This window comes from Paenibacillus macquariensis, from assembly GCF_900156375.1.
Taxonomy (GTDB): Bacteria; Bacillota; Bacilli; order Paenibacillales; family Paenibacillaceae; genus Paenibacillus_AQ; species Paenibacillus_AQ macquariensis.
In genome coordinates this window covers 191193-216890 of sequence record NZ_FTNK01000010.1, presented here as the reverse complement: position 1 = coordinate 216890, position 25698 = coordinate 191193, and the positions used below count along the sequence as shown (strand labels likewise).

At 41.7% G+C, this 25698-nt stretch carries 19 protein-coding genes and 1 pseudogene; 5 read left to right on the top strand and 15 right to left on the bottom strand.

Features of this window, described 5'->3' with window-relative positions; translation table 11 throughout:
- Positions 1-519 precede the first annotated feature (519 nt).
- Positions 520-1395, top strand: a complete 876-nt coding sequence (locus BW961_RS18440) for a cation diffusion facilitator family transporter (RefSeq protein ID WP_068580043.1) — start codon at positions 520-522, stop codon at positions 1393-1395.
- A 300-nt stretch (positions 1396-1695) separates the two neighbouring features.
- Entirely contained in the window at positions 1696-2070 is a 375-nt protein-coding gene (locus BW961_RS18435) for a hypothetical protein (protein ID WP_068580040.1), read from the top strand.
- A gap of 150 nt (positions 2071-2220) precedes the next feature.
- Here the strand turns inward: BW961_RS18435 and rnhA are convergent, their stop codons facing one another.
- The 3 genes from rnhA to BW961_RS18420 all read right to left on the bottom strand — a co-directional run bounded on the left by rnhA (position 2221) and on the right by BW961_RS18420 (position 5642).
- Complete coding sequence (gene rnhA, locus BW961_RS18430; protein WP_068580038.1) at positions 2221-2874, bottom strand: ribonuclease H; 654 nt, start codon at positions 2872-2874, stop codon at positions 2221-2223.
- Positions 2875-2981: 107 nt separating this feature from the next.
- On the bottom strand, positions 2982-3878 hold the full coding sequence (locus BW961_RS18425; RefSeq protein ID WP_244555993.1) for an AraC family transcriptional regulator: 897 nt from the start codon (positions 3876-3878) through the stop codon (positions 2982-2984).
- 186 nt (positions 3879-4064) lie between these two features.
- A complete protein-coding gene (locus BW961_RS18420; protein WP_244555991.1) occupies positions 4065-5642 on the bottom strand; it encodes an ATP-binding protein in 1578 nt (525 codons plus the stop codon).
- Between the two features lie 205 nt (positions 5643-5847).
- On the opposite strand from BW961_RS18420, the gene BW961_RS18415 reads away from it, so the two are divergent.
- The gene (locus tag BW961_RS18415; protein WP_068580031.1) at positions 5848-6153 is read left to right on the top strand and encodes an MGMT family protein; all 306 of its coding nucleotides are present in this window, start codon (positions 5848-5850) and stop codon (positions 6151-6153) included.
- Between the two features lie 20 nt (positions 6154-6173).
- Here BW961_RS18415 and BW961_RS18410 read toward each other — a convergent pair.
- The 9 genes and pseudogenes from BW961_RS18410 to BW961_RS31955 form a co-directional block, all read right to left on the bottom strand.
- Positions 6174-8261: pseudogene (locus BW961_RS18410) on the bottom strand (alpha-amylase family glycosyl hydrolase); the annotation flags it as partial.
- A 96-nt stretch (positions 8262-8357) separates the two neighbouring features.
- The gene (locus BW961_RS18405; protein WP_068580028.1) at positions 8358-11591 is read right to left on the bottom strand and encodes a DEAD/DEAH box helicase; all 3234 of its coding nucleotides are present in this window, start codon (positions 11589-11591) and stop codon (positions 8358-8360) included.
- A gap of 153 nt (positions 11592-11744) precedes the next feature.
- Positions 11745-12524, bottom strand: a complete 780-nt coding sequence (locus tag BW961_RS18400; protein ID WP_068580026.1) for an alpha/beta fold hydrolase — start codon at positions 12522-12524, stop codon at positions 11745-11747.
- Between the two features lie 85 nt (positions 12525-12609).
- The gene (locus BW961_RS18395; RefSeq protein ID WP_068580024.1) at positions 12610-13647 is read right to left on the bottom strand and encodes an ABC transporter ATP-binding protein; all 1038 of its coding nucleotides are present in this window, start codon (positions 13645-13647) and stop codon (positions 12610-12612) included.
- A gap of 2 nt (positions 13648-13649) precedes the next feature.
- Positions 13650-14510 (bottom strand): ABC transporter permease, encoded by an 861-nt coding sequence (locus BW961_RS18390; RefSeq protein ID WP_082867309.1) that lies wholly within the window; start codon positions 14508-14510, stop codon positions 13650-13652.
- The gene (locus tag BW961_RS18385; protein WP_068580022.1) at positions 14507-15349 is read right to left on the bottom strand and encodes an ABC transporter permease; all 843 of its coding nucleotides are present in this window, start codon (positions 15347-15349) and stop codon (positions 14507-14509) included. The genes BW961_RS18390 and BW961_RS18385 overlap by 4 nt, the downstream gene beginning before the upstream one ends.
- A complete protein-coding gene (locus tag BW961_RS18380) occupies positions 15336-16550 on the bottom strand; it encodes an extracellular solute-binding protein (RefSeq protein ID WP_082867308.1) in 1215 nt (404 codons plus the stop codon). Before BW961_RS18380 ends, BW961_RS18385 begins: the two co-directional genes overlap by 14 nt.
- 118 nt (positions 16551-16668) lie before the next feature.
- Positions 16669-17400: a GntR family transcriptional regulator gene (locus tag BW961_RS18375; protein ID WP_068580020.1), complete on the bottom strand. Its 732-nt coding sequence runs from the start codon at positions 17398-17400 to the stop codon at positions 16669-16671.
- A gap of 386 nt (positions 17401-17786) precedes the next feature.
- Positions 17787-18008 carry a class I SAM-dependent methyltransferase gene (locus BW961_RS31955; protein ID WP_068580018.1) on the bottom strand — a complete coding sequence of 74 codons (222 nt, stop codon included), beginning with the start codon at positions 18006-18008 and terminating at the stop codon, positions 17787-17789.
- A 228-nt stretch (positions 18009-18236) separates the two neighbouring features.
- Between BW961_RS31955 and BW961_RS18365 the strand changes: the two genes are divergently transcribed.
- Complete coding sequence (locus tag BW961_RS18365; protein WP_068580015.1) at positions 18237-19214, top strand: phosphodiester glycosidase family protein; 978 nt, start codon at positions 18237-18239, stop codon at positions 19212-19214.
- Position 19215: 1 nt separating this feature from the next.
- The gene (locus BW961_RS18360; protein ID WP_068580012.1) at positions 19216-20226 is read left to right on the top strand and encodes a bifunctional glycosyltransferase family 2/GtrA family protein; all 1011 of its coding nucleotides are present in this window, start codon (positions 19216-19218) and stop codon (positions 20224-20226) included.
- 137 nt (positions 20227-20363) lie between these two features.
- On the opposite strand, the gene BW961_RS18355 is transcribed toward BW961_RS18360, so the two are convergent.
- From BW961_RS18355 to BW961_RS18345, 3 genes are all read right to left on the bottom strand, one after another.
- Entirely contained in the window at positions 20364-21464 is a 1101-nt protein-coding gene (locus BW961_RS18355) for an alpha/beta hydrolase (RefSeq protein ID WP_068580011.1), read from the bottom strand.
- A gap of 72 nt (positions 21465-21536) precedes the next feature.
- Positions 21537-22889: a glycoside-pentoside-hexuronide (GPH):cation symporter gene (locus tag BW961_RS18350; protein ID WP_068580009.1), complete on the bottom strand. Its 1353-nt coding sequence runs from the start codon at positions 22887-22889 to the stop codon at positions 21537-21539.
- Between the two features lie 224 nt (positions 22890-23113).
- Complete coding sequence (locus BW961_RS18345) at positions 23114-25612, bottom strand: GH39 family glycosyl hydrolase (protein WP_068580066.1); 2499 nt, start codon at positions 25610-25612, stop codon at positions 23114-23116.
- Positions 25613-25698: the final 86 nt, after the last annotated feature.

Below are 25698 nucleotides of genomic sequence, written 5' to 3'. Positions count from 1 at the left end.
GAAATCTACTCACTCGTTGTTCAGTTTTCAAAGACCAATTATTTCGTTTTGTTGTTACCAGTGTGTCCCGGTGACAACTTTTATATCATATCATGTCCGGTTCGTTTGTGCAAGCTTTTTTTCGATTTAAGTTTCATTCGATATTGGCTTGCCGATTCAATAAATGTGTTATTTACTGGCCGGAATAAGAATATATCATGTCTAGTACTATAATAACAAGTTGTAATAATTGACAAATATCCGGTCACATCCACTCTATTATCCCTACTAAGTAGTTAGCGGTTAATTATTAACTCATCCTATTTGAGGCTTCTCACTGAAATAACTGTCCATCAACCTTGTAATAGCCCTATTATAGATGCCTCTATGAATTATTACTTCATTATAGTGGACTTCACCCGAACTAAATAAGTTGTTGATGTACTATTTTTGAGGTCTAGGGCAAGACTGTTTCTCTAGACCCACACATGTCGTTTCCAGTATGATCAGTAGACCATAAAATTCGGAGGTCACGCTAATTTGGATGCTTACAACGAAATTAGAGAAGGCGAAAAAGGTGCATGGGTCAGTATCATTGCCTATGTATGTCTCTCTGCTCTTAAATTATTCATTGGTTTCACTGCTGGATCGGAAGCATTACTTGCCGATGGTCTAAACAATACAACCGACATCATTGCCTCATTCGCCGTTCTGATTGGTCTAAAGATTTCTCGCAGACCACCCGATCATGATCATAAGTATGGACATTTCCGTGCTGAGACAGTGGCTGCATTAGTAGCATCCTTCATTATGATCGCTGTTGGAGCGCAAGTATTATATCAAGCGGTACAGAAATTCTTCGAACCTACTATAAGTACTCCAAATATGATTGCAGCATGGACGGCATTGTTCAGTGCTCTCGTTATGATGTTTGTGTATCGATATAATATTCGTCTTGCAAGAAGAATTAACAGCCACGCCATTACAGCAGCAGCACAGGATAACCGCTCAGATGCCCTTGTCAGTATAGGTGCTTTCATTGGAATCGTTGGGTCTCAGTTCGGATTACCTTGGTTAGATCCATTGACTGCCACTCTCGTAGGACTGATTATTGTTAAAACGGCTTGGGATATTTTCAAGGATGCCTCTCATGCTTTAACTGATGGTTTTGATGAGAAAGAGCTTGTTAAAATAAAACAGACGGTCGCTGACACCCCAGGTGTGGAGTCTATAAAAGATATTAAAGCTCGAATACTAGGGAACAATGTGTTGGTTGATGTAACTATTCAGGTAAATGGTTACTTAAATGTCGTGGAAAGTCATGATATATCAGAAGAAATCGAGGACCGTATGCTGACTGAACATAAGATTTCACATATTCATGTTCATATTGAACCTATAGAAACATTAGACTGAAATGATACTTTCACAATAAATTGAATATAATGTTTGAAACCTTCATAAGATGGTTAACTATATAAAGTGAAATAAAGATAAATCCTCGTATCTTGAGGACAAACAAAACTTTAGTTCAATTTATACATAGGTTACATCTTGAGAAGGTTTTTCTTATTTTAACGTATCTTAAACCAAATTTAAGCTGCTACTAAGGTAAGAGCTTTATAATTACGATATCACGATGGATTAAAGAAGAACTGACCGCACCACAACATTAAATATTTATATCAGAATTACATATATAGAAATGAGGTACTTATGAAGAAAATCATTATTGTCGGCAGCATGGTATTTGCTATAACCGTCGGTGGAATTTCTTGGAACAGCCATGTAAGTGCAAGTCCAATTATGTTAGACCTTAATACAACCGCTCCAGTCAAAGAAGACTTACTTCACGTTCTTAAGCTTTCTTCTAATGAAGAATTATATAATGCACTATATGATGGAAGTACACTTGCTGATCTTGCAAAAGATAATAATGTTGATGTTCAAAAGGTGATTAGCTTACAGGTTGCTGAATTAACAGCTCAAATAGACTCGCGTTATGCTAGTGGTAACCTTACGGATCAACAATATAACGAACAGAAATCTGAAGTCAGAGATCTAATTACACAAAGTGTGCATGGTCTATAATATGACATCGTACAATAGGGGGCACTGTCCGTGTTAACGGGGTGCCTTAAGAGATAGGATTAACGAAAAGTGAGATACAAACTGGCCACAGTTTGTATCTCACTTTTTTCACATTTAAGAGACTTTACTTCTATTATCTTATACCATTATTTATTTCCTACCATAATCGGCTTTGATTTCTCCCCATTCTTTCGTCTCCCACTTACGTACCTGATTATCATAGTGATTCGTTTGTAACCAATGTAGCGCGCGATCCACTAGACCCCATACTTCCTTCGTTGATTCATCACGTTCTAACGTTGTCGCAACTTGCTTTTCTCTCACCCATTTCAAAGCAGTTCGAGAGTCGCTATATACCGTCTTTGTACTACCTTCCTTTTTCAAATACGCTAAGGAATGTACAATAGCTAGGAACTCCCCGAGATTATTCGTACCTTTGAGAATAGGCCCTTGAGAGAATATAACTTCTCCCGTCTGCGTATTAACACCTCGATATTCGATAGGCCCAGGATTCCCCCTAGTTCCTACATCAACTGAAATGCTGTTATAGTCAATTTCTTCGATCGACTTCTCGGCTGCAGGCTTACTTGTCCTACTTCTCGTAGGAGTGCTACCTTCTGACTTCTTCTGTCCCCAATGCTGTTTCCAGCCCTCTCGATAGGCTTGTTCCGCTTCTGATTTCGATTCATATGACTTATATTTGGCATCTTTAAATTGCGCTACTTGGGATTGGCACTCAGGCCAATTCGTGTAGATTCCAGGCGTATTTCCAACCCATACTACATAATATTTTTGTTTAGCCATGACTAATCGTCCCTTCCTCAGTCCATTCAAACCCATATATAATTATAAACGGCTAACACGCTAAGTGATAGATAGACCTTCTTTAAGTGTAGCCCTTTCCAAGTAATTTATGGATGACATTTCACGACAGGGATATAAATATTCATTACGGCACCTATTTGGCTATGGCATCTTTCATCATAGAACTCAAAATCCACTTTGTCTGGTGCAAATTCATAGCCCGAATTCGGAAACCATTCTTCAAAAATATATCTCCATGTCCCCGCAATCGCTTGTGCGAATCCATGATCTTCATAGTTCGCAGGGGGCGTGGTGAATACCGCATATGTTGCCTCCGGAACGAAGCTGGTGAACATATCTTGCGTAGCTTTTTCAAAATATTCATCTTTAACACCTATGACATATGTGAAACTACCGGCCTCCAAGTCTTTTGGTGGATAACATAAACAATACTCCCCGTGTTCCTTCGGCTTGATCTGTTCATATAAGTTCGCTTCAAGTCCTTCTACATTAAAGTAATCCCATAATGCTGGAATTCCTCGCTTCTGATAATCCTCTTCGACGGTGGTGTGCAATGGATACCCTATAATGCTAAAAGATGGTTTGGTACTAAAGGTAGGGTCTAGAATAATTCCTCCTACGTTTAGAAATTTATGATACGCCCTAAGGTTAACGTTACTCGGGATTCGTTCACTTGCATGCATACGATATTGCTCGGGGGAGCAGCCATACACTTTTCGGAATGCTTTACCGAAGCCCGCATGTGTCTCGAAGCCATAATCCATTGCAATATCGATGATACGTTTTCCTTGGAATAATTCTGCTACTGCATAGGCAAGACGCCTTTTTCTCACATAGTCCATAGGAGGCATACCTACGTATATATAGAATAAACGATAGAAGTGATATGTTGAGAATCCTGAGATTCGAGCTAACTCTTCCACAGTAATTTTTTCTTTGAGGTGTTCTTCGATATAATCAATACTCCTCTGAAAGCACATCATGTAGCTCACTCATCTTCTCCCTCCCTCACAATAAACTGTACATCCATTGTATCCCTTTCTAAAGGTACTGACTGTTCCTAAATGAACATCTTTTGCGAGCATTCAAATCAACTACAAAAAGAGCATCCGACCTTATTAGCAGCCGTTGCTCTATTGTCTTCGTTCCACTTCACTTAACAGCTAGATCTACTTGATCGGTAGTAAGATAGCAATGGTTGTCCCCTTACCTACCTCGCTTGTAATATTCACACGTCCATGATGTGAAGCAATAATATTATTCACGATCATCATACCAAGTCCATTACCATCACTTTTAGTTGTGTAAAAAGGATTGCCGATTCTACTCAATACTTCAGGGGTCATGCCCTCTCCATTATCTGTAATCCTTATCCGTTGGAAAGAACCTTCTATGTCTAATGAGATGTGGATCTCTCCCCCAAAGGGTAACGCCTCCATTGCATTTCGAAGGATGTTTAAGAATACTTGCTTCAACTGATTACGATCACACTTAACTTGTACATCTTCTATAGTTTCACTTACGATCGAAATATCACTTATATCCGCATGAATTTGAAAGATACTCAGCACTTCTTGGAGAATTGTACTACTATACTCTTCTAAGAACTGAACTTCTTTAGGTTTACCCAAAATCATAAAGTCATTAATGATAACATTCATTCGCTCTAGCTCAGACATAATAAGGTCATAATGAAGCAACTTCGAATCTTTTCCCGACAATTGAATCATACCTTTAACGGTTGTGAGGGGATTTCTAATCTCATGGGCAATACTTACGGCCACTTCACCTGCATACACTAATTTTTCCGTATTTCGCAATAATACTTCTGTTTGTTTCATCTCCGTAATATTACGTAAGGTACCGACGATACGAATTAGCTTTTGTTGATCGTAAATAGGAACGACATCCAACATGTAATAGCGAATAGCCCCCGTCACTTGCAGAGCTAACTCTACCCCAACATATGCCTTACCCTTGTCGATGACATCTTGAAAAAAATCACCTATTAGATTTACTTCAAATATAGAGCTATAGAGGTATCGCTCTTTGTCCTGATTATCCCAGTTAAGCATTTTAAGGATATTCTCATTTAATTCGACGACGCGTCCCAATGCATCTGTTACAACAACACCATAATAATTCGTCTCTAATAATACCTGATTCAAAATATGATGTTCTGTATTCTGCCTACGTAATAGAATCTCACGTTCAATAGAATCCGCCAACGTACTTATCAATGCAAGTAAACTAGGATGGGCATAGTTGGTCACTGTCATTAATGATAATGTACCTACTATTCGATTACCTCCCTCGCCATAGATAGGCGCGGTACAACACACCAACTCTTTCAATACATGGTGATAATGATCCTCGCCTACGACCTCAATAGGCTGACCATAACGAAGACTTAAAGCAATGGCATTCGTTCCCATATCTTCACTAAATTGTACTCCCGCTTTAATACCTAACTGGCTAGCCGATTCAATTATCGAAGAATCCCCACTAAATGAAATAATGTACCCCTCATGATTTGAGATTGAAATGAGATATGGATACCCCGATGTGGAGGAAAGAAACTTATCAACGAAGTAGTTTATTACCTCTAATACTTCGCTATAATTATATTTTTCTGTCTCTAACTCCTCATCAGTGAAACACCGCTTAAATACGGGTGGTATATCTGGTCTGAGACCTTGCTCTATACATCGTTGGTTAGATCTCCTAATCATTTCGTCAACCTTCATTATATCGACCTTCATTCTTTACTATTACTTCATTCTTGATTCATATGTATGCGCTATCTTCATTCTAACTCGCTAGTCCTACTTACACTATCTAAATCTTAGTGAATAGAGACATTTTGTTACATTAACTGCGAAATTATTTATTGAAAAGTAAAAATGATACACTAATATCAGACTAGAAAATAAATAATATCAGGAGGACCCAATGCAACCATTTACGCAACAAGTCATTGATATCATACAAGCGATTCCTAAAGGCAAGGTTATGACATATGGTCAGATTGCTGCATCTGCTGGAAGTCCACGGGGAGCCAGACAAGTTGTTCGAATTCTACACACGATGAGTGATAAGTATGATCTCCCTTGGCACAGAGTGATCAACGCCAAGGGTGAAATAGCTATTACGGAAGATGAGTCACGTTTTCTTCAAAAGGTATTACTTGAGGAAGAAGGTATTAAGACCAACGAGGACAGACGGATCGACCTATCCATCTATCGTTATGATGGATAGGTTCTGTAGAACCATAACGATCATTCCATCTTGTTAATAATAACTACGGTTAACGGATCTAGGCTAATCGAATGAGCTGAAAGTTCAAAACCTACTTTCTTAGACACCTCTACGGTCCCCGCTTCATCCTGATCCACTAACACTACTCCCGCCGTCAAGTCCTCTTGCAGGGTTAATTCCCTTGTTCTACTGTCTGCATTCACAAATACGTAGTAGTTCCCGGTGCCATCCGTTGCCTTATTCTTATAACCGATCACAAGGTCGCATGCTTTCATTTCAGGTGCCTCGATACGTGTAACGCTAGCATTAATTAATTCCTGATTACCCAATCGAAATGCATTTGTTGATCTCCTCAGTGACACCAATCCTGCGGTATACTCCCTAGTTATATGGTTCACAGGATACCGAAGCGCATCTGTCGCCTTCGCCCAATCAAATCTATTGATAGCATCCGATGAATCGAAGGAATCATGAATGAAATATCCGAACACCTGACCCTCTTCATCCTCAAAAGCATAGTACTTCTGTTCCGGTATACCATCCGCCATCCACTGTTTCGTTCGACCATATTCCTGTCCGCCATGGAGAAAGGCAGTTCCTTGCGAAGTTAAAATCAATGCATTACCCAGTCTGACTCGTCTATGTATTTCTATGTCGTGAGCCGGTATGGCTGGATCCTTCTTGGTCGTTTGTACAATTACATCATATAGGGTGAGATTATCATGCGCTTCTATATACTGCACGATGTCCCCCGGATTGTCCGTTGGTATATTCGAAGGTTGTGCTTTTATATTATTAAAAATGACTGATATATCTCGGGCTCCACCTGTAAGGAACCTCTGTTCACCTTCAAGACCAAATCCCGATTTCAATTCATTTCTAATCTCATCAGAGAATACGCCAACATCATTGGTCTTATCCATCCAGTCTTGGGTTGCACCTTTAGCTGCAAGCGTTGGCTCTGATAAATGTCCCTGAAAACTTCTCCAGCCTTCCCCAATGAACAATGCGTTAGCATTGAGTTCCGCTGCTGCATTATAGGCTTCTTGCACAGCCTCATAAGTTAAATCGCCCATCATATCCCAGCGCATGTCATCAATTTTGTACTCATCGAACCAGTACTTCACAGAATCAACCATCAGCTTCTTAGCCATCTTACGATTACTTGCCAGATTATTTCCAAAGCCACCAATAAACTGTCCCTCTGCATTCTGCCATGCATAATAGTTCGGAACGATATCATTCAGAAAGTCTGCTAGCGCCACATGTGTGTACACAACGTCTAATATGACGCCCATTCCCGCTTCATGAATGGCATGAATCAATGCTTTTAACTCTTTAATTCTCAGTTGCGGATCGGTAGGGTCCTCTGAATATGCACCATCGGGGGAGAAATAATGGTGTGGATCGTATCCCCAGCTATAGGTATTATCCTTAGCCGAGTATTCGAGTTGTCTCTCCTCCATTGCAGCCTCGTCTCCAAAATACCACGCCATCACAGGAAGTAGTTGCACATGTGTAACACCAAGGGATTGGATATAATCAATCTTGTCTTTAAATGCACTGAAGGTTCCCCACCTTGCATTCAAATCGCCTTCAATTGAAGGATCTGATGTAAAATCTCGTATATGTACTTCCCAGATGATTGCATCGCATCGATTGTTGTACCCTTCAATACTTGCAAAATCATACTGGTCAGGATTAGTTTCACTCAAATCAACAATCGCTGCTTTTCCAACCCTATCCCCATCAAGACCTGGCTGTCCCTTTGTATCCACTCTGCATATAGCCATTGATTTCGCATAAGGATCGAGAACTTTCCTAGTTTCCCCATTATTGGTTACTTCATATTGATAGAAATATCCCCGAAGATCGGTAACGCCCAGATCCATGGGTACTACCTCCGTTGACCATACACCCTGATCTCCGAGGTTCAAGTTAACACGGCCAATAAACTGTGATGCATCTCGTTTGTCATAGAAATTCGCTGTGACACTACTTGCAACTGGAGCCCAAATTTTAAACGTTACTCTATTTTCCCTGTATGTTGCTCCGAGGTCATCCCCCTCGTAATAGTACAATTCATCGAGTACTTTCCAATCCATAGAGATCGCTCCATTCCATCTATCACGAGTATATACTTCAATTATGAGATAGATATGAATATTCTATTCTTGGAATTAGGAGAAACATGATTCAGCTCATTACTCAATCATCAGAATTTCACGAATTTCCTGCTCCGACAGCACTGACAAATCCTGTTGACCCGGCTGAATCACTTCGTCGATCAAATTTCTCTTCTTCTGCTGTAATTCATACATCTTTTCTTCAACCGTGCCTTGTGCAACAAGGCGTATGACTTGTACAACTTTCTTTTGTCCGATGCGATGTGCACGATCAGCCGCTTGTTCCTCTACTGCAGGGTTCCACCAAAGATCATAGAGAATAACGGTATCTGCTCCCGTAAGGTTTAGTCCCGTACCTCCCGCCTTTAGGGAGATGAGGAACAAGTCGTGCTCTCCTTCATTAAATCGATTACACAACTCCACTCGATCTGACGCAGGTGTTTGTCCATCCAAGTAGAAATATGGCACGCCTTGCCGACCCATTTCTCTTCTGATCAAGCCGAGCATCTCTGTAAATTGTGAGAATACCAACATTCGCTTACCCGCACTCCGACATTCTTCAATGATCTCCATGAGTTGCTCGAATTTAGCCGAACTACCCGTATACTCTGGTACGAACAGCGCAGGATGGCAACACAACTGGCGGAGTCTCGTCAAACCAGCTAGTATCTTGATTCGATTCTTCTGAAAGCTCTTCTCCTTCAAATGTTTCACCGTTTCATGCTTCAGTTCTGCCAAATAGGCCACATAGAACTTCTTCTGCTCTGGTAGCAATTCGGATACCTGTATCGACTCAATCTTGTCCGGTAGCTCCTTCAGCACATCACTCTTAAGACGCCGCAGTAAGAACGGACGGATTCGCTTAGCCACGTTATCTCGGGATAAGTTCGCAAAGACTTTTCTACTTGTAAATAACTCTGGGAATACCACGTCGAAAATAGACCATAGCTCGTCGATCGAATTCTCCACGGGTGTTCCCGTGAGGGCAAATCGATGTCGTGCCCTAATTCTTCTCACCGTCTGTGCAGTCTGTGTCGTATGGTTCTTGAAAGTCTGTGCCTCATCCAAAATCAGTGTATGGAACGTTGATCCAGCATAATATTCGAAATCTCTACGTATCAACGGATACGAGGTAATCAGGACATCCACTCCTGATACGTTCTTCACCATACGACTGCGTTCTTCTTGCGTACCGTCAACGATATTCACGATCACTTCAGGTGCAAATTTCTTCAGCTCATTGCGCCAATTGTATACAAGAGAGGCAGGTGCAACGATTAAAGTTGGCATCTTCTCACGTCTTATCTCAGGTAATACGGAGACAATGAAGGCAATGCTTTGTAGTGTTTTACCAAGCCCCATATCATCTGCCAGAATCCCACCAAATCGATAGTTGGCAAGTGTCTTCATCCATTGATAACCGTATTGCTGATAATCGCGAAGTATCGAAGCAAGACTTTCCGGCATCGGGTAGTCCATCAGATCAGGATTACGCATGTTCTCAAGAAGACGACGAAATGATTTACTCAACCGAATCGTTTTACCTGTGTCTTGATAGTCCAGTAGCTTAAGCCCATGAATAACCGGTACACGGATGTCTGGTCCTGTCATCTTACCTGTTCCAATACCCGCTTCATTCATGAAACGCAACATCTCCTGAAACTTCTCACCCTCTAGGGGTACTAAGGCACCACTTGATAATCGATAGTACTTACTTTTCTCCTCAAGAGACTTCAATAGATGACGGATTTCTTGTTCTGGAATTCCATCGATATCGAACTTGAATTCTAGCCAATCATGTCTGGAATCCATATCTACCGTTATCTTTGGACTGGTAAGTCCATAATGGATTCTTGCTTTCACTGCTGTAGTTGCATAGACCTCGACCATCTTTTGCAATTTTGGAACGATTCGGTATAAGAAATCATACTCTGCATCTTCATCCGCTAGAAAATAGCCTGTTTCCGACTTCGCAAATGTGCTTTGTTCCATAAGATCGAGTATTCTCATTTCCAGATCGCCATCACGCATCAGAATGCGATCATCTCCACGTTGCTGGTTATTCTCTTCATCTAGAGGATTGATAATGACTCCCCCGTAGTGGAATTCGAGTCCAGCTAACAATCGATCCTTTACACGGTCCAAGTACAACTTAGCCTTCAAAGGTGTTTGCACCATACGCTCAGATACAGCCATTGCGATATGGACGTTCCCAATCTTCATCAAGCCTGGAATGACCTTTTCCATAAAAATATCAAGTTGCTCCTGTGCGATTCGGATCTGCTGTTTGTGGGAAGTCTCTACCATATGCTTCAACTCTGCAAGACGTTTGATTTCCTCATCAGGTAACTTCACAAGCTTCGCTCCGAATAAGACGATGCCATATGACTCCATGATTGTAATCGCATCTAACCCTTTGATGTCTAAATAATAGCCTTGTCCTGGATTATGATCGAACTCAAATTGAATGGGGATCGTCTCATCGGATACTGAAATTCCATCTTGTACAAAATCCCCTTGAGTCAACTTAACGACTGGTGCCTTCATTAACAATAATAGTAGATCATTCCAGTAGATCGGAGGAATCATTAACAAACGGTTCCTCTGACTCGCTTCCATGATGGCAAGTTCTTGGTATATCTCTTCACTATTATTGATCGCAATCAGATGGCGAATGACCGCATCATTTTCTTTAGAGAAGCAATGTATTTCTGGGTCATATGTGAAAAGATTGGAGAATACATATGTCTCCTCTCGGTCAATGACATCAAGGAGTTCACTTACGTTCTTCACGACGTATAACCGAGATGGACCGATTTTCATTTCTATACCGAACATGTACTTTCGATACCCGTTATATATTGGTTTGCAGGTGAACTCCATATCAAGCGGAGTTCTTGAATCGAAGTATTTGCGCTTATGAGTTGTACGAATCGTCTTCTCAGCAAATAACTCCAACATAAAGTTGGTCAATTGCGTCTCTCCTGCTGATACGCTAAGAGGTTCTTCTTCCTTATCATTTCGCTGCTGTATGTCATGAATATTTAGAAGCACCGCAGCGATATGTTGGCAGTACAGATCATACGAAGATAATGTCGGGCACGTACACTCTGCAAACACATCACCTTCGGAGTCTACCTTCACCGTAACTTGCTCGGTGCTTTTGCCTTTGACAGTCGCTGTATAGAATCCAGTATCCGAATCTGTATATGTAAAAGTTACTTTTCCCGTTTGGTAGTAAGACTCTCCTTTAACATAGGAGTTCTTTCCGCACCACAATCTAATGCTGCTTGGGGTCAACTGAACATCCATTACCTTGTATCCTCCTAATGAAAGGGCATTGTATATTTCCTATAATAACAGATAATCTCCTACTCTTCTGCCAGCCCCTTTTAGCGCGAATGATTAGAGCATTCTTCTCAACGAAAATACGGCCCTCAAGAGAGAGCCGGACTGTAGTAGCTATTAAACAAATTGTGTTAATAATTGATTGAACTTCTCGCGTTCTTCCCAGAAGCCACCGTGACCGCTGTATTGAAATGGGACAAGTTGTGAATTTCGTATTTTGGCTTTCAATACCTGAGCACTTGCAAATGGAATCACTTTGTCATGGATACCATGGATAATTAACGTTGGTACATTTATTTTATCAAAGTCATTATTCACATTCTCATCTCTGAGCATCACTATAATGGCCGCGGTCGACCAACTCGCTGCTTCTAACCCCATTTGAAAGAACCAATCGGAGAAACGGCTGGTTACATATTGAAAGAAAAACATATCCGTTACTTTTTGAAGCATGTTAGGTCGATCATTATACGTTAGTTCTAAAAACTGATTCGCTGTATCTGCCGTAAACCCAGTAGGCGCTGCAGCATCGATTAGGACAAGTTTAGATACGCCGTATCCTTGATACCGGCCCATATAACGAATGGCGATAGCTCCACCCGTCGAGTGAGCCGCTATTGTGAAGTTCTCTAATTGAAGTGCAGAGACGACAGCCCGAATATCATCCGCCAAACGGTCATAATTGTACCCATCAAAAGGTTTATCCGACTTCCCAAACCCTCTCCAGTCAATCCCAATACAGCGATATCCCATGGCAGGAAGAACATTAAATTGATACTCAAACTGCTTATGGCTTAAAGGCCAACCATGTATAAACAATATCGTCTTTTTCCCCGCCGGATTTATATCTTCAACATAATATTTCACACCCGGTTCCACATTCACATAATAGCCCATCTTGATTCCCCCGATTCGTAAAAATCTCATCAGAATCAAGATACTCATTTCGAAAGGAATAGGTGAATACCTATTTAATATTCATTTAAATGTCGAACCAATATGCCTTCTCTGTCGGGATGGTAACTTTGCAGGAGCCAGGTTTCAACAGACGGTCATCATCAACAAACATCGACTGTCCCTGAATCTCAACCATGTATCGATAATATGACCCCATGAACAAGTGATGGCGAATCTCTCCTTCCATCACCCAGCTTCCGTCTTCCTCAATTACTTCTTCATGTGCTATCGACCGCTCCAGTGTCTCAGCATTTGTTCCCCATTCATCTACAACAGGTGTCACTAAGGCGTCTCCAGAACGTAGCACAAGACGCTGCGGCTTCCCTTGATACTTAAGCGTAAGCGTATGGCTCTCCCCGAGAAACTGGGCAGTAAAGTAAGTAGACGGCTTACGGTATATTTCTTCCGGGGTTCCGGCCTGCTCTACTTTGCCATCATTCATCAGAATGACATAGTCAGCCATGGACAACGCTTCTTCTTGGTCATGCGTGACATACACCGCTGTAATCCCAAACGATTGCTGAATCGATCGAATTCCAATTCGAAGTCGTTGCCGCACCTTTGCATCTAGGTTCGAAAGCGGCTCATCAAGTAAGAGTACTTCAGGTTGAACGACGAGCGCTCGAGCTAATGCGATTCGTTGCTGCTGACCTCCAGAATAATGCTGAGGATAACGCGCTCCGATGTCTGACGTATCAATCTCAACACGCTCCAACACTTCGCGAACCCGTCTTTCTCGTTCTTTGGCGGGCACCTTCTGAAGCCTAAGGCCATAACCTACATTGTCAGCTACTGTCATGTGCGGCCAAAGTGCATAGTGCTGAAACACCATCGCGGCCTTCCGCCCTTGTGGCGATATACGTGTAACATCCCGAGACCCGAACAATATACGTCCTTCATCTGCTGTATGAAATCCAGCTAACGTTCGTAGCAATGTGGTTTTCCCGCAGCCACTCGGGCCAACTATGGCTGTCAATCCGCCCTCAGGCAGATGAATATTGATGTCTGTAATACCTCTTTTCTTACCATAGGCCTTCGTTAATCCTTCAATATAAATCCCCATGATTACACCCTCCCAAAAGCAGCCAAATATTCTGAACGCATATACTTCTGTAATAAGAACAACAGAAGAATACCCGGGATCATCAAGAGCACTGACGTGACCGAAGCTACTTGCATTTCGTAACCCCCAGCGGCATTATACATAAACACAGGCATCGTAATATGGTACGGAGCACCGATGAGCAAACTACCTGTGAATTCATCCAAAGAGTACAGAAATACTAGAAGCGTGCTAGCGATAATACCAGGCAGTGCTATCGGCAGCACCACATGAAAAAAAGTATATATTCGACTTCCCCCCAACATATATGAGGCTTCCTCCAATGGTTCGGCAATCGATTGGAACACAGATACTAACGTCCATAAAGAAAATACGAGTGCACCCACGAGATGAATCAAGATCAATCCCGTAAGTGTACCTACCAGATCCCAACGATACATAAGAACCATCACATTACTGAACACAGGAAGCTGCGGGAACGCCTGTGGTAATAGAAAGATAAGCAACACGATATGCTTCAGCGGAATCCGATTGCGCGCAATCACATATGCCAAGGGTACCGTGATAACAAGACAGATGATTGACACGACAATCGCGATACCAAAGCTTAGTCCCAGAGAAGACAACATTTTCCCTTCAAAGGCCTGTTGCCAATATTTAAATCCCCATTGTGTTGGGAATGGGTTCGGCCAGAACCACTTCTCTGCCACCGACCAGAGTAGCAAGCTCGAAAGTGGCCCAAAAATCATAAAAATGGATATTGCATAAATCGCAAAGCGTCGAGTTAAACGAAGAGTAGAAAACCAAGGTCCACGCTCTGACATCGGGGCTGATAGCAAGGCAACTTCTAGAGGTTTGCTCATTTCTTCGTTACCCCCTTCAAATAATAGATCGCAGCTCCAAGCGAAGCGATGTAAGTTAAGACCCCGATGGCGTTCGCGACCCCATAATTCTGCTGATACACAATCTGATGATACAAATCCATCATTATCATTTGCGAGCCTCCGGCATTTCCAATCATCGCTGGAATAGAGAAGGAACCTAGCATAGATGTAAAGGTTAGGACTGCCATGACTCCAACGCTTCCCTTATTCATGGGCACAAGAAAATGCCAAATGAGCTTCATCTTGCCTGCCCCCATCCCACGTGCTGCCTCTAGCATACTTTCATTCACCGAGCGGAAAGCACCTAGCATGAGAAGAAGTCCTATTCCAAGGTTCTTCCAGACAAGTGCCGCAACTAAGCCCAGTGAAGAGAAGGCAAAGGAAGGTAGTATATCGGGATTAAACATCCCGGTTATAGACAACGCCGAATTCAACGTACCGTGGGGTGCAAGGAACACCCGCATAGCGTGACCCACCACAACGAACGGAACGAAGAGAGGAATTTTAAATATAAATTCAAGCAACGGGTACACACCGAGCCGTAGCAATCCACCGATAATAGCTGTAATGATGATAAGCGCCACTAGACTTACTCCACAGATCCACAGGGTGTATAGATAGTCGCCTCCGTATATTGAAAGTGCCTCACTATAGTTATCTAACGTCCATACCCCTTCTTGCGAACGAAAGCTAGATTGCAAGGAGCGCAGAAATGGATATACAAAAAGCAGCGTAACAATAGCAAGCGCAGGGGCGGCAATCGCCGCTCCTGCGAGTTGTTGCTTTAACGTTAGTGAGAATGCATTAATTCTTCTCATAGGCACTCTTTAGGTTGCCAAAAAATTCGCTGATTGGGAAAGACTGCGATCTCTTGCTTAGATCCTCAGCCGTGATATCCTTATACAGTTTGGCTTTCACTTCTTCGCTAACCATTGGAAACACAACGCTAGCGTCGATGCCCGGATTCCAGCTATATTGGCCCACGATGATATTCGCTTGAACCTCTGGTGAACTTAAGAGATCCGCATATTGCATCGCAGCTTCTTTGTTCTTAGCATTCTTAGGAATGACAATGTACATCGGCTGTCCTGGTATACCAGGCTCAATTAATTTCATGCTGAACTTAGGGTTCATCCGGCCTTCATTAACCCATGAATTGAACATATCCACCCATACAGGGCCCATATCAATTTCACCGCGGTTAAGCATATCCAGTGTGCCGTTATTACCATTCGTATAGGTGACAGGCAATGATTTGAGTTCCTTCATAACCGCAGGCCACTTTTGCTCCAGAGCAGCATCGTATGGACCTTCACTCAACGCTTTGTAGTCACCTGTTTTCCAGTATGTATATGCTGTGGCGAAGGAAACGCCGCTCGCTCCATTCTGGATACCGTTATAGCCGAAGCGCTTCGGATTAGCTTTCATCCATGTCACCAGTGCTTCGAAGTTTTGTGGAAAATCAGTAACCTTCTCAGGATTATAAGCGAGTGCAACTTGGCTGTGGAACAACGGAACAACATACCCCGCCACATTTGTTCCCAAACTGTTCTTACTGTCGTCTGAGACAATATATTGTTTATTGGCAGACTGTTCAGTCCATTGTTCCAATAAATCGTTGTCTATCAATTGCTTCATTGCACTTTGATGTACGATGGCAAGGTCAATATCCCACTCTGTCTTCCCCGCATCTTTCTGTGCCTTTAATTTCTCAAATATCTTCTGAGATCCCGCATCCCCTGCACCCGTGTTTACCACACGTACTTCCGAGTCTGGGAACTTCCCTTGAAATTCACCCACAATATATTTTTCCTGAAGATCTGTCATGTTCGTGTCACCAGCGGTAGCCAAGTTCAGCTCGTATTTCTTAGTGGGTACTACCTTAGCAGTTGTATCGGTTGTAGTAGGCGTAGTTGCTTTGTTACTCACTGAAGTTTCTGTATTTCCTGATGACCCACATCCAGATAACACAGTCATGGTTAACGTTAAAGCGCATAATAAGTTAGTTACCTTCCTCATCTTCTCCACCCTCTATTATAAGATTTGACAATGCTGTCTAGACACCTTCAAAACCTATTATAGATATGATTTATTAACAGACTATCATTCGAGTGTTAAATTTATAAATTGCAGGTTACTAATTCCTTTCGCGATTCACCCAGAACTGAAATATATCATTTCGATAATAATCATAGGAGAACAGGATTGGTAGCTGATGCTGGTCAAAATGAGTTTGTTTCATCAAGAGGACGGTCGTATCCGGCTTAACCCGTAGCTTAAGGTATGCTGGGTCCGTATGTAGGGGTACAACAATTTCAGTGGTAGTTCCGCTAAGGCGTATCCCGCATTCATCCTCCAGAAATTGAAGGAGCGATCCATTCAGCGGTGTCCGGTTGAACGCCTCTTGTACAAGTACTAATGGCATAATATTGATGTTATAAGCAACCGGTTCTTGATTAGCAGTCCGTATTCTTTCATTTACTAATACTAACGTGCCGGGTTCGATCATCAGTCGCTCAGCCCATTCCGGTTGACACAACTCCGTTCGAATCGACTGTTCCAATTGCCCTTCCTTCAACCCGGCGGAACGTATAACTTCCCCTGTCGACATGAATTGGGTCATACTGCTTGGAATCGCAGCCAACGGACGCCGCACAAATCTTCCGATCCCAATTCTCACTTCAAGCTTTCCTTCCTGCTCGAGTTGTTTAATTGCAGCTCGCACCGTCTCCCTACTTACTTGGAAATAACGGGCCAGTTCAGGCTCGGATGGCAATTTATCATCAACCTTTAACTCCCCACTTTCCATTCTTCGAACTAACTCTTCTTTGATTCTCGTATATTGACTTACCCTTGTTTTATTGCTCATAAGTGGACTCATCCCATCCTTAACTATAGATTTGCACTCGGCTAACAAATCCTAAACACACGAACCCTATTAATGTAAGAGCATCGCAGTGTCTAGACAGCCGCAAGTCCTATTCTAGAAGAAAAACAGGAAGGACACAATCAAGAAACAGACTCCCTACCAAGCAGGAGTCTTCTCATTTAGGATCCATTATGTTTTCTGACAAACATAAATCATCTCATAACTTTCATTGGTTATAGCATTCTTATTCCAATCCTTATATATATGTATAATCTCAAATCCGTTGTTAGACAATACACGTTCCATTTCTTTCGGATATACATATCTCAGACTTATATTCGTTCGATTCCCGCTCACTAATTGCCCATCTTCGTTCTTATACTTTCTTATCGTTGTGTAGTGTTGGATCTGTTGCAGTGCGTCATACTTGCTAATGGAATCGTGACCCTTCCTGTTCCACATGCCAAATCAATGATAATACCATCAGGCTTTCTTGAAGCCCATTCGGATAGGAAAGGAACTTCCCCTATGTACGCATCATTCTCCAGGTCGTACAGAATAGGATTATCGTATTCATCTGCATTGTCTAAGATCCTTTTATCCGTCATAGAAGTCTCCTTTTTCTTCCTCTTTATATCGATTCTATCATCCCTACGATCTTCATAAATGACAATCTTTCACCTTTATTCTAGCAACCCCATCCACCCAACTCTTTAATCAAACATTCAACTACCATTCAGTTTCAATTCAGTTGACACATGTAAGATGGTTCGTAGATGTAAATCTCCCATTGATAACAACAAATGGATTGAAGAAATGGATGGAGAGTGGCGCTTATGGAGATGAACAAGAAGAAAAGGAAACGAACGTTATTTATTGTTGTAACCGTCATTGTTGTTGGCATCGGAAGCATCCTATATGCCCTTGCGAACCGATATTTGATCGAACATGTTGAAGTTGTCGTGCCGCATGAGAATAGGACATCCAGTAATGCAGGCGAGAATACGGCTAGCAACGCTAGTGATACAACTAACATCAGCACTCCTAGCAACGCCAAATATGACGACTCTAGTTATACTAGTGACGATATCCAAATCAAGATTAATGAGGTACAGACGGGTTCTGGAAATGATCAAATCACCTACTATGTCGCGGATGTCGTCCTTAAGGATACAAACACCCTACAATCAGCATTTGCTAATGATAGCTTTGGACGCAATATTATTGAGAAAACCTCTGCCATAGCTGCCAATAACGATGCGATATTTGCCATTAACGGCGATTATTACGGGTTCCGTGACGATGGTGTGATTATCCGAAATGGAACTGTTTATCGGGATACCCCCGTAAGGACTGCCCTTGCGTTATTCAAAGACGGTACGATGAAATCTTTTGATGAAAAAGAGCTTTCTTCCACCTCGTTACTCGCAAGTGGTGTAACCAACACATACTCCTTTGGACCGACGCTGATTAAAGACGGCACAGTTATCGATAATTTCGATCATTTGAAGATAGATACTAACTTTGGAAACCGCTCCATCCAGAATTCGAACCCAAGAACAGGCATCGGAATGATTGCACCTAATCATTATGTATTCATCGTCGTTGATGGTCGTATGACGGGTTACAGTAAAGGCATGACCTTATCTGAATTTGCAAAGGTGTTCGCAAACCTCGGTTGTACCGAAGCTTATAATCTAGACGGTGGTGGCTCGTCGACGATGTACTTCATGGGTCGTGTCGTGAATAGTCCCTTGGGTAAAAACAAAGAGCGTGGTGTCAGCGACATCCTTTACATCAGAGAGGCGAATTAATATGACTATACTTATTCCTTCTTATGAACCGGATGAACGACTACTACACTTGGTCGATCGCATCATGGAACTATCCGATGTAGACATCGTCGTTGTGGATGACGGTAGTGGAGAATCATACCACTATATTTTCAACGTGTTAGAAACATCTGGTTGTACCGTCTTGCATCATGACATTAATCGAGGTAAGGGCGGTGCTCTCAAAACTGGATTTCAGTATTTAAAAGATATCGGTGAGCAAGGTAACATCGTATGTGCCGATAGCGATGGGCAACATCTACCCGAGGATATTATGAGAATATCCCAAGCGCTAGACGAACCGGGGCGTCATCTTGTCCTCGGAAGTCGACAATTCAGCGGTAAAGTTCCCTTACGTAGCCGCTTTGGGAATACGCTCACACGAATGGTGTACTCCTTCACGACTGGCATCAAGATCCATGATACGCAGACCGGACTTCGTGGATTTCCCGCTCATATGCTGGACTGGTTGTGTCAGATTCCAGGAGAACGGTTCGAATATGAGATGAACATGCTGTTGAGAGCACACAAAGATGGATATGTCATCGATGAACTTTTTATCAACACCATCTATTTGGAGCATAATAAGTCCTCTCATTTCCGGCCACTCACGGATTCTATCAGTGTATATCTACCGATCCTTCTATTCAGTGCTTCATCTTTCTTGTCTGGCATCTTGGATTTCGTTCTACTTCTCCTGATCCAGTATTTCATAGGCAATCTGTTTATAGCTGTACTGTTATCAAGAATTTGTAGCTCCACCTTTAACTTTACAATGAACAGAAGGTATGTTTTTTCAACAAGTCAGGATTCAACACTCAGCACTTCATTGACCAAATACTTCACCCTTGCCCTCGTCGTGCTTCTATTAAATTATGGCGTATTATTTATGTATCATGAACAAATAGGCATGCCCCTAATTCTTGCAAAGCTACTAACCGAAGGGTCCATCTTCCTTATCAGCTATTGGGCTCAGCGCAGATATGTGTATTAAATACAGCAAAAAGGCCCCCTAATGTGCGGAGGCGAGACATGATAATTATTCACTAAATAAAGAAAGATCGCCCTCTTTCATCATAGTGATTAAAAGGATGATGAAAGAGAGCGATCATTTAATTGCCATTCACTTTGTTATCCAAACACACGCTTAATTCCTTTGGCTACTTCGTTCATGCAATCTTCCGCTTGTGGGTAAAATCCGATTTTATCCATGAACGCATGATCCATTCCATTATAGCGGATATACTGTGTATTAACGCCTGAACGTTGTAGTTTTCTAGCGTAAGCTTCACACTCAAGTGTCAGATAATCATACTGTGCGGTAATAATTAAGGTGTCAGGCATGCCGCTTAAATCTTCTACTAGTAAGGGAGAAGTATAAGCGCTTGTTGCAGGAACCTTGCCTTGCAAATAAATGTTGTCCAGCATAGCGGTCATATCACCCATACCCATTAATAGTCCCTTGATCAGCTCGTGATGATTGTTAATCGTATACTCTTCGATATTCCATTCGAAATCATCCGTTGCTGTCCCCGCCATGTTCACCGTTGGATAAAGCAATGCTTGGAATTTAATCATACCCGTTCCTAGATCTCTATCCTTCATCGCGCATACCGTTGATAAGTTCCCACCTGCGCTATCCCCACATACTGCGATTTGATTCGGATTTACATTCAGTTCTGCTGCATGCTCATATACCCAGCGAACAGCATCGAAGCAATCGTTAAATCCTGCAGGGAACGGATGCTCAGGTGCTAGGCGATAATCCACCGAAACAACAACTGCATTTGCTTTCTCTGCAATTGCTTTACAAGGATTCTCCACTACATCCAAATTGCCTCCCAAGAAACCACCACCATGGAAGAAGACTACCGCTGGGACATTCGATCCTTGAGCTGGAGAATAGATCCGAACTGGGATCGAGCCCTCTGAACCTTCTATATCTCTCGATTCTGTACGAATATCCGTTGTTGTTACATCTGTATTCGGCCAGCCCATCATTGCACGCATCCCCTGAACCATTACCATTGCGTCAAGCTCTCCCTCAGGTGGCTTGCCCATCGCAGCCATCTTCTCAGCCATTTCCATTGTTGTTTGCAAAACGCGAGCATCCATTTCTCCCTCAGCATCTGAATCTGGAAGCTTTTTAATCATGATATCGAGCCCTTTGACGTTCTTAATCACTGTTTGTTCCTCTAGTACCGTTATCAACTTCATATAGTCTTCATTCATCTTATCCTTCATCTCCCTACTAATTTTCTTAAGATTTATCAATTATAAGTTTGCTTCGCCAATCGCAGCGACCTACATATGAATCTCAGAACCACCTCTGCGAGTTGTCAAGTCATTATTCATTTGATGCTCAACTCTATCTAACTTATAGAACATCAATAATACGAGAACAATTGCATTCGATATAAGAGTTAGCCATATAAAGTTGAACTCAATCGCTAGCAATGCTGATGGCCCTTGTTTCTGATTCGGTACATAGTTCCCTATCGATAGAACCCAAGCTGCAATCGCTCCCCCGAGCCCCATTCCAAATTTAGCACCAACAGTACTTGCTGCAGATAGTAACCCTGGTGCCCGTACTCCTGATTTCCACTCTCCATAATCAATTGTGTCTGCAATCATCGCGAACATAAGACCAAATGCAATACCTCCACCGAAATTACCGATGATAACACCCGTTAACACTGTAGGAATAGACATCATCTGTGCACCTAGATAGGTAATAAGTTGACCCACCATACCAATGACCATACCCGTTAACATTGTATTGCGTTTGCCTAATTTTTTGCTTAAGAAAGGGACAAACACTATCGCAAGCAACATTATAATACCTAGACCGTTTACAAGTGGAATCAAATCTTCTCTACCCAGGTTATATTTAAAAAAGTAAATCGTTGCAGGGCCTTTCGCTGTAACTCCGATAAACACGAACAGGCCAGTAGCCAAAAGAATCCACCATGGTGTGTTCCCTTTAATTGCCTTGATTCCTTCTTTAAAAGGAACTGGGCGATTGCCGTTAACCTGAACACGTTCCCTTACATTTTTAAATGTAATCAGGAACAATACGAGCGCTACAACAGCATAGATCATCATCGTTAACATAAAACCTTTTTTTTGATCGCCATTTCCTAGCGCTTCTACAAGCGGCAATGTCGCAATGCTGACAAATAAAGCTCCTACTTGCGCCAGAATCATACGAATCGATGCCACTACCGTTCTTTCCTGTGAATCACTTGATAAGCTCGGTAAAATGGATGATAACGGTACATTAATACCTGCGTATAAAACATTCAGTAGAATATAGGTAAGATACGCGTACGCTAGTTTTCCTGTATCCCCGAAATCTGGTGATAGGAAGGCTAGGATAGCAATTATGGCGAACGGAAACGATAACCAAAGAAACCAGGGTCTAGATTTACCCCATTTGGAAGTCGTACGGTCTATCAAAACCCCAAATATCGGTCCGTCGAACGCATCAATAATCCTTGCAACAAGGAATAACGTACCTACAGCTGCGATATTCAGTCCAAATACATCCGTGTAGTAAAACATTAAATACATGGTGACCGTCTGGAAAATAAGATTGGAAGCTGTATCCCCGAGACCATAACTAATTCGTTCTTTCCATGGAACCTGATTCTTCATAACATGTCCCCCCCAGTAATGTCATATGAGTAAGATTCGATGCTGTCTGTTTATTGTAAGCACTTACATTGTTGATTATAGACACTTATTCTCTACTTAACTTTCCGTTTTTTAATGAAAAGTAGACCTAATTTTATGTTTTTTACTATTCACAAGTTAAGCACTCCTATAAAAACAGTAAAAAATAACATCTCGCCTTTACGCGGATGTTATTTTCAAGAATACTATATTTGGTACACTGGCCATAGCTCGTACAATCGAACTTCGTGCGGACTTAAATTGCATATAAAATCTAATGACCCTTGGATTTCAATCGTTTTTCGTGATTGATGTGGTACAGCCTTGCGATTCAGATAGGCCACTTCCTCTGCATCAATCGAGCTTGGAGCTCCCATCTCAAGCCACGTATCATATGCACTACCGTGTTCCTGGTTTACCTTAGTTTCCCTAACCTCGTATGAGCCACTTGGTATCCCTTGAACCACAAAACTCATCTCTAGATTATTCGTATCTCGGAATACATGATATCGATTCAACGCATCGATTCCTAGCGAATCATTCAAGCCATACAATCGATCGAAATGACAATAATGATACACGATCATTTGATAGCTTCCTTGCGACGATTGTGTGAGACAATACCCTGTGCCTTTCTCCAATAGACGATCACCGAGTTTGCCTAACAATTCATAAACATAAAAGCCTGGCTTTTGGACTCCACTACTCGTTATTAGACCTAATCCACCATGAAATGTCTCCTCTGCTGGTGGTAACTCCTCTAGTAAGTCCGTCAAGGACCAGTAAGCTAAACTCTGCACTTCATCTATATTCTCTAGCACATTCTTCGCAATGTAGGCTGCTTTATAGCAGGTATCATTCGTCAAATCGCGATGAATTGGTGTTGAATTCCATTCCGTTACATGAACATCTGGCAGTTGTGGAAGCTTTGCACTCAGTTTATCTTTTAGCAAATGAATCGTTTGCCCTAAATAATTATCGTTACTACTATGCACCAATGAAATTAACTTGTCTTTCGGATTCTGAACCGTTTGTACCGGATAACTGTGAAATGAGATGAAGTCGGGAATACAGTGATTTGTCATACAGAAATCTAAATAATGATCTAACCAAGACTCTTGATATACCGTCTCAGAAAATAGATCTGGTCCACCAATTTGGAAATTTGGGCAACTCGCTTTAACAGCTTGATACGTCTGAATATACATCTCACCGTAATCTTCCAACGTATCCTCCCAGAAAGCCAGCAAATCAGGCTCATTCCAACAAGCAAAATACCATCGCTTCATCTCTTCTTCTCCATACCGATTTTTGCAGAACAAGAGCAACTGCTCCACGAGCTTTCTCCACTTGTCTAAATCCTTCGGTTTGCTCAGATTACTCTTCTTATGGAAGAAAGAAAACTCACTACTCGCTAAATCTTTTGGCATGAACCCAAACTCAATATAAGGGCGAAGACCAATACTTCGAATGAAATCTATCAATTGTCCGACATAGAGAAAATTGAATATTGGATTGCCTTGTGCATCCTCTCGATAGACCATCATCTCATCATCAAATATCCCATGAAACCGTATATATCGAAACTTTATCTTATCCTGAGCCAGCTTCAAATGTGATTGCACTTCACTGTGTAGAATTTCCTTCGCCTTACTGATCGTACACATCTCTCTCCAATAAGGTTTGATCACTTTGCTCTTCCCAGAAAGCTGCAACCTAATTTCTTTCGTAACTGTGCCTTTAGCAAGCTTCTTACCCTGAGTTAAATGATCAGCCGAAGGCAAATACTTGAACAATGCCTTATAGGCATACTCACGATCAAAATCCAAGTAAGTCGCATAATGATTCAAAGGCTTTTGTTCATGCTCTTCATGCGTCTGCAAATCCTTGCGATATTGATTCGGTGTTACCTTATAGACATCCTTAAACACCTTATGAAATGACTTTGGACTCGAAAATCCATGGTCCATAGCGATCTGGGTAATGGAATGATCCGTGTATGTAATATCTCTGAGCGCATGCTTCAATCGAAGCTGATTGACATACTCACTGAAGGACTTCCCCATACTTTTCTGAAAAAAACTAGATAAATACGGCAACGACAAATGCTCCTGCTCTGCAATCTCGTGCAAGCTCAGTGACTTCATATAGTTACCTTGAATATAATTCACAATACTTAACATCCTATCTTTATATTTGGAACCAATCCTACTGCTGTTCTCTGTGCGACTCTCTCTAAATTTCCAGAGCAATACATAAATCAACTGAAATAGTAACGACTTTATTTTTAGCTCATAGCTAAAATTTTCTTTGTTGTATACCCACATCATTTCCGCTAGCAAAGATCGAACTTCATTGAATTTCTCTTGTTCCTCTGGTTTATATAGAAAGGATTTACAGAGGAACTTAACTTCGTCGATGTCTGCAAATTGGGTTTTAATGAAAGAAATCGGAATCTGTAAGGCTAGCAACAAATTATTCTCATCCGATTGAATCCTATGAATTTCATTGCTGTTAATAATCAGGACATCTTCTTCTTGTAGGGTAAACCTCTTCTTTTCAATATAGACATCAACTTTCCCTTTGAGAACGAACAGTAATTCAATGCTATCATGCCAATGATCCTCCACAAATTGTGCATTATGTAGAAAAATATTAATGGGTAGATCATTGTTCATTTGGATGCTTTCATAAATATAATCCACAACCATTCACCTCTTATTATCCATTCATTATGTTATTTTATTTATTATAAGCACGAATAAGGAACCCTACTATAGAAAATACCAAA